This window comes from Streptomyces botrytidirepellens, from assembly GCF_003721215.1.
Taxonomy (GTDB): Bacteria; Actinomycetota; Actinomycetes; order Streptomycetales; family Streptomycetaceae; genus Streptomyces; species Streptomyces himastatinicus.
In genome coordinates, this window is record NZ_RIBZ01000331.1 from 40,031 (window position 1) to 46,030 (window position 6,000).

Consider the following 6,000-nt stretch of genomic DNA (forward strand, 5'->3'; position numbering starts at 1 on the left):
AGGTCAGGGCCTGATCGCGAGGAACCGTTCCAGGGCGTCCACCACCAGCGCGTGGTCCTCCGCCTGCGGCAGCCCGGAGACGGCGACCGTGCCGATGACGCCCGTACCGGTCACATGGAGTGGGAAGGCGCCGCCGTGGGCGGCGTAGCGGTCGGGGTCGAGCCGGGAGGACTCCTCGAAGGTCGTGCCCTTCGCCCGGAAGCGGGTGCCGACGAGATAGGAGGAGGCGGCGTAGCGGTCGACGACCCGGCACTTGCGCTCCAGCCAGGCGTCGTTGTCGGCCGAGGTGCCGGGCAGGGCGCGGTGGAAGAGGCGCTGGCCGTTGCGGCGCACGCCGATGGTGACGGCCGCGCCGCGCCCCTCGGCCAGCTCGGCGATCAGGCAGCCGAGGCGCCAGGCGTCGTCGTTGCCGAGGGACGGGAGGCGCAGCCGGCGCTCCTGCTCCTCCAGGCGGGCGATGAGGTCGGTGAGATCGGATGCGGGGGTGCTCATGCGGCGCCTCCCATGTGGACCGTACGGCCCTCCGTCGCCGACACCCGGGCCGCCTCCAGCACCCGCAGCGCCGACGCCGCCTCGGCCGCGGTGACCGGGGGCGGGGTGCCGTCGCGCAGCGCGGTGGCGATCGCGGCGTAGTACGCGGGGTAGTCGCCCCGGACGGTGGGAACGGGCTGCCCACCGCCGGTCAGCGGCGACTCGCCCGCGCCCAGCCGCCCCCAGGCGGACTCGGGCTCGGCGCCCCACGCCCCGGACTCCGTGGGGCGCAGGCCCTCGCGGAGCGCCGCTTCCTGCGGGTCGAGGCCGTACTTGACGTAGCCCGCCTCGCTGCCCAGTACCCGGAAGCGCGGGCCGAGCTGGGCGGTGATCGCGCTCATCCACAGCTGCGAGCGGACGCCGTTCGCGTGGTGGATGGCGATGAACGTGTCGTCGTCGGCCTCCGCCCCGGCGCGGCGTACGTCGACCTCGGCGTAGACGGAGAGGGCGGGGCCGAAGAGGGTGAGCGCCTGGTCGACCAGGTGGCTGCCCAGGTCGTACAGCAGTCCGCCGATCTCGGCCGGGTCGCCGGACTCCCGCCAGCCGCCCTTGAGCTGCGGCCGCCACCGCTCGAAGCGCGACTCGAAGCGCAGCACGTCGCCGAGCGCGCCGTCGGCGAGCAGCTTGCGCAGGGTGAGGAAGTCGTTGTCCCAGCGGCGGTTCTGGAAGGCGCTCAGCAGCAGCCCGCCGGCCTCGGCGAGCGCGGCCAGCTCCTCGGTCTCGGCGGCGGTCGCGGCCAGCGGCTTGTCCACGACGACCGGCAGCCCCGCTTCGAGCGCGGCGCGCGCGAGCGGGACGTGGGTGCGGTTGGGGGAGGCGATGACGATCAGGTCCAGCTCACCGGCGCGCGCCCACAGCTCGTCGGCGGATGCGGCGATGCGCACGCCGGGGTGCTCGTCGCGGGCCTGCTGCTGCCGCTCGGGGCTGGCGGTGACGACGGTGTCGAGGGCGAGGCCGTCGGCGGCGGCGATCAGGGGGGCGTGGAAGACGGAGCCCGCGAGGCCGTAGCCGATCAGCCCTGCCCGGAGCGTGCGGGTATCCCTGCTGGCGCCCCCGCTGCTGTCCCTGTTGCTGTCATCCCTGCTGTTGGCATCCATGCGGCCACTTTGACAACAGTGTTGCTAAAGCGCAAGCGATGACCACAATGGGGGTGTGAACAGCACGATGTCGGGGGCGGCCGGGCCCGGAGCCAATCTGTCCGCCCTGCGCAGCCACAACGCCGCCCTCGTCCTGCGCCTGCTGCGCGACGCGGGCGAGGACGGCGTCAGCAGGCTGGAGCTGGCCGACCGCACGGGCCTCACCCCGCAGGCCGTCAGCAAGATCACGGCCCGGCTGCGGGCCGAGGGCCTGGCGGCCGAGGCGGGCCGCCGCGCCTCGACCGGCGGCAAGCCGCGTACCGTGCTCCGCCTGGTCCCGGACGCCCGCCACGCGATCGGCCTGCACCTGGACCGCGACGAGCTGACGGCGGTCCTGGTCGACCTCGCGGGCACGCCTGTGGCCCTCCGTACGGCACGCTTCGACTTCGGCGCCCCGGCCGAGCGGGCCCTGACGGCGGCGGCGTCGGAGGTCGAGGCGCTGATCGCCGAGACCGCCGCGGAGGGGCTGCTCGGGGTGGGGGTCGCCGCGCCCGGCCCACTCGACCACGGCTCCGGCGTCCTGCACCGGGTCACCGGCTTCCCGCAGTGGGACGGGCTCCCGCTGCGCGACGCGCTCGCCCGGCGGCTCGGCCTGCCCGTCGCCCTCGACAAGGACACCAACGCCGCCGCCCTGGGCCTCGCGGCCCCGGCCACCGACTCGTTCGCGTATCTGCACCTGGGCACCGGCCTCGGCGCCGGGCTCGTGCTCGGCGGCGGCGTGTACCGGGGCGCGCGGACGGACGCGGGGGAGTTCGGGCACCAGGTGGTCCAGCTCGACGGCCCGCCCTGCGACTGCGGCAACCGCGGCTGCCTCGAAGCCCTGTGCCTGGCCGCCGTCGCCCGCGGCGAACAGGCGCACGCGGCCCGGCTGCTCGGCGTCGGCGCCGCCAACCTCGTACGGCTCCTCGACATCGACCGGGTGCTGCTCGGCGGCCGCGTCGTGCTGGCCGACCCCGCCCCGTACGTACGCGGCGTGGCCGCCGTGCTCGCCGAGGACGCCGCCCGCACCAGCCGCCCCACGGTCCCGGTCGACGTCGTACGCGGCGGGGCCCGGGCGGTGGTCGGGGGAGCGGCGCAGCTGGTGCTCGCCCCGCTCTTCGCATTGGGCTGATCGAGGGTTTGTTGACGGCCAGTCGGGGGCAATCGGCCGCTCCCGCGGTGTGTCGGCGTGCGGACGCGGAATGTGGCGGAGTGCTCGGGGATACGCCGCTGCCAGCAGAGGTCATCCATGCGCCTGCCCACCGCCCTGTCCCTCCGCGCCGCCCTGTCCCTCCGCGCCGCCCTGCCCGCCGCCGCGCTCGCCCTCGCCCCGGCCCTGTACGGGATCGGGGCGCCCGTCGCCGCGGCCGAACCCGCCCCGACCTGCGGGGACGGGACCGCCGCCGACTTCCCCATAGAGACCCGGCTGCGCGGCGGGCCGGATCACTACGCGCGGGGCGCCGGGTGGCAGCAGTGGCACCTGGAACTGCGCAACACCACGGACACCGGCTGCCGGGCCGTCCACCCCGTCGCGGTCCTCGTCGACCAGGGCCATGCGCTGCGGCCCCGCCAGATCCAGTTCGAGTTCCTGGACCCGTCCGCGGGCGGCGGCACCTGGCGGCCCGTTTCCTTCCAGACGACCGATGAGGACGAGAACATCGGGGTCTTCGAGAAGGACTTCAAGGGGTTCACCGTGGCGGCCGGGAAGACGGTCGACGTGCGCATACGCTCGCGCTTCACCACCGACGCACCCCTGGGCCCGGTCACGGCCAACGCCATCGCCGTCCAGCGGCGCGCGGACGACGGGGACTGGGTCGGGCAGTCGAACGACTACGCGTTCCGGATCGACGCGGCGGCGGTACCCGGCGCGGACGCCACGTCGGAGGCGGATCCCGCGCCGGAGCCCAGCGCGGAGCCGGAGCCCAGCGCCGAGCCGGTGCCCAGCGCCAAGCCCGAGCCCAAGGCCGAGCTGGAGCCGGACCCTGAGCCGAGCGCCGAGCCGACTCCCGCGCCGAGCCCGACCCGCCGTCTGGAGCGGAGCCCCGTCGCACCACCGCCGCCGAGCCTCAAGAGCGAGACGGGCCAGGGCACCGAGGGCCAGGCGGATTCCGGCACGGACGAAGACCTGGGCGTCGAGACGGATCTGGGCACCGGCACGGACGAGGCGGGCACGGACGCGACGGATACGGAGGCGGACCCCGGCACCGACACGAGCGCGGAGACGGGCACCGACACCGACGTGGACACCGGCACCGACACAGAGACCGGCACCGAGACCGGTAGCGACACCGAAACCGACCCCGGCACCGAGACCGGCACCGACCCCGAAACCGACCCCGGCACCGAAACAGGCACCGGCACCGACCCCGGCACCGAGACCGGCGCCGAGACCGGAACCGACCCCGGCACCGTCACCGACCCCGGCTACGAAACCGGCACCGAAACCCCGCCCGGCACCGACCCCGGCACCGGAACCGACCCCGGCGGCACCGACGAAGACGGCACCGGTCAGCCCGAGGACGGGCACGAGCAAGACGAGCAGGACGAGCAAGACGAGGAGAGCGACAAAAGCGACGAGGACGGCACCCGCCGCCCCGAGCACTGGAAGCCCGAGCTGGCCGCCACCGGACAGAACGTCCGGCTCGCCGGGCTCGGCGTGATCAGTGTCGGACTCGTGGCAGGCGGGGCCGCCCTCGTCGTGAAGTCCCGGCGCGCGAGGCGCTGAGGACGCTACCGCTCACCGCCCCGGGGCCCCTCGCCCCGGCGGCGGAGCTCTTCGTCGACCTTGTCCGAGCCGCGCTGGACCTGCTCCGAGTGCTTGCCGCCTGTCTTCTTGTCGGCGGTGTCCGCCCCCTTGCGTGCGGCTTGTCGGCTCTTGTCCGGGTGCTTGCCGATCGCGTCCTTCAGCTTGTCCATGATGCCCATGGCGGTCTCCTTACGGTTACCGTTCGGCTCGCGTTCCCCCTCCCCTCAGGATCGGACAGCTGTGCGGGTCTGTCGCGCTGAGGCTCCGGAGGCCCCGGTTAGGCTGTGGACGTCGCCCAGACGGTCAAGCCGAGCGGAGAGCAACCAGTGGCAGAGCGCAAGCCGATCGAGTCATGGCTCACCGACATGGACGGGGTGCTGATGCACGAGGGCATACCGGTGCCCGGGGCCGACGCCTTCATCAAGCGGCTGCGCGAGTCCGGCAGGCCGTTCCTCGTGCTCACGAACAATTCCATCTACACCCCCCGTGACCTGCACGCCCGGCTGTCCCGCATCGGCCTCGACGTGCCGGTCGAGAACATCTGGACGTCGGCGCTGGCCACCGGCCAGTTCCTGGACGAGCAGCGCCCCGGCGGCACCGCGTACGTCATCGGCGAGGCGGGGCTGACGACCGCCCTGCACGACATCGGCTATGTCCTGACCGACGTCGAGCCGGATTACGTCGTGCTCGGCGAGACCCGTACGTACAGCTTCGAGGCGCTCACCAAGGCGATCCGCCTGATCAACGACGGGGCCCGGTTCATCGCGACCAACCCCGACGAGACCGGCCCCTCGGCGGAGGGCGCGCTGCCCGCCACGGGCTCGGTCGCGGCGCTGATCACCAAGGCGACGGGCCAGGAGCCGTACTTCGTCGGCAAGCCGAATCCGCTGATGATGCGCGCCGGGCTGAACGCGATCGGCGCGCACTCCGAGAGCAGCGCGATGATCGGCGACCGGATGGACACGGACGTGCGGGCCGGTCTGGAGGCGGGCATGGAGACGTTCCTCGTGCTCACCGGGGTGACCCAGTCCGACCAGGTCGACCGCTTCCCGTACCGGCCGTCCACCGTCGTCGACTCGATCGCGGACCTGGTGGAACGCGTCGTCTGAGCACCTGCCCGAGCACCCATATGGAGCAGGGCCGGGTCCGCAGCGGATGCGGGCCCGGGCAGGGCGCGTGAGCCTCGTGGTGGGAGGTTCACGATGCGCATCGCCACCCTCACACTCTGTACGGCGGCCCTCTGTCTCGTCGCCTCGGGGCCCGCTCTCGCCGATCAGCGCCACGACGGAACCGCCACGATCCGGGTCAGCCCGCTCGCCATCGCGCCCGGCGCCGAGGTGGAGGTCCGGGCCTTCGGCTGCGAGGGCATGGTGGCGACGGCCACGTCGCCGGTGTTCGTCAGCGACGCGGAGCTGACCCCGGAGGGCGACGGGCTGTTCAGTGAGGCGACGATCCGCTCGACGGCGACCAAGGGCGCGCATCGGGTCTCCGTGGACTGCGGCGGCGGCACGGCGCCGGGGGGCACCGGGAAGGTGTCCGTCGCCGTGGAACGCCCGCCCTCGCCCGTCGCGCCCGTGCACGCGGGCGGCGGCGGTGCGCCGCGGCCCG

The 6,000-nt window shown here is 74.2% G+C and carries 6 protein-coding genes and 1 pseudogene; 4 read left to right on the forward strand and 3 right to left on the reverse strand.

What is annotated here, in order from left to right; all coding sequences use genetic code 11:
- Window positions 1-3: 3 nt before the first annotated feature.
- Both EEJ42_RS30240 and EEJ42_RS30245 read right to left on the reverse strand, forming a co-directional pair.
- Window positions 4-492, reverse strand: a complete 489-nt coding sequence (locus EEJ42_RS30240) for a heme-degrading domain-containing protein (RefSeq protein WP_123104959.1) — start codon at window positions 490-492, stop codon at window positions 4-6.
- A complete protein-coding gene (locus EEJ42_RS30245; RefSeq protein ID WP_123104961.1) occupies window positions 489-1,628 on the reverse strand; it encodes a Gfo/Idh/MocA family oxidoreductase in 1,140 nt (379 codons plus the stop codon). The genes EEJ42_RS30240 and EEJ42_RS30245 overlap by 4 nt, the downstream gene beginning before the upstream one ends.
- A gap of 67 nt (window positions 1,629-1,695) precedes the next feature.
- On the opposite strand from EEJ42_RS30245, the gene EEJ42_RS30250 reads away from it, so the two are divergent.
- The gene (locus tag EEJ42_RS30250) at window positions 1,696-2,778 is read left to right on the forward strand and encodes an ROK family transcriptional regulator (RefSeq protein ID WP_123104975.1); all 1,083 of its coding nucleotides are present in this window, start codon (window positions 1,696-1,698) and stop codon (window positions 2,776-2,778) included.
- A gap of 117 nt (window positions 2,779-2,895) precedes the next feature.
- Window positions 2,896-4,371, forward strand: a complete 1,476-nt coding sequence (locus EEJ42_RS51190) for an MSCRAMM family adhesin (protein WP_184503342.1) — start codon at window positions 2,896-2,898, stop codon at window positions 4,369-4,371.
- A 5-nt stretch (window positions 4,372-4,376) separates the two neighbouring features.
- Here EEJ42_RS51190 and EEJ42_RS30260 read toward each other — a convergent pair whose 3' ends face one another.
- The gene (locus EEJ42_RS30260; protein ID WP_123104963.1) at window positions 4,377-4,571 is read right to left on the reverse strand and encodes an antitoxin; all 195 of its coding nucleotides are present in this window, start codon (window positions 4,569-4,571) and stop codon (window positions 4,377-4,379) included.
- Window positions 4,572-4,718: 147 nt separating this feature from the next.
- Between EEJ42_RS30260 and EEJ42_RS30265 the strand changes: the two genes are divergently transcribed.
- Together EEJ42_RS30265 and EEJ42_RS30270 are read left to right on the forward strand one after the other, a co-directional pair.
- On the forward strand, window positions 4,719-5,501 hold the full coding sequence (locus tag EEJ42_RS30265) for an HAD-IIA family hydrolase (protein ID WP_123104965.1): 783 nt from the start codon (window positions 4,719-4,721) through the stop codon (window positions 5,499-5,501).
- A 93-nt stretch (window positions 5,502-5,594) separates the two neighbouring features.
- A pseudogene (locus EEJ42_RS30270) lies at window positions 5,595-6,000 on the forward strand (hypothetical protein); the annotation flags it as partial.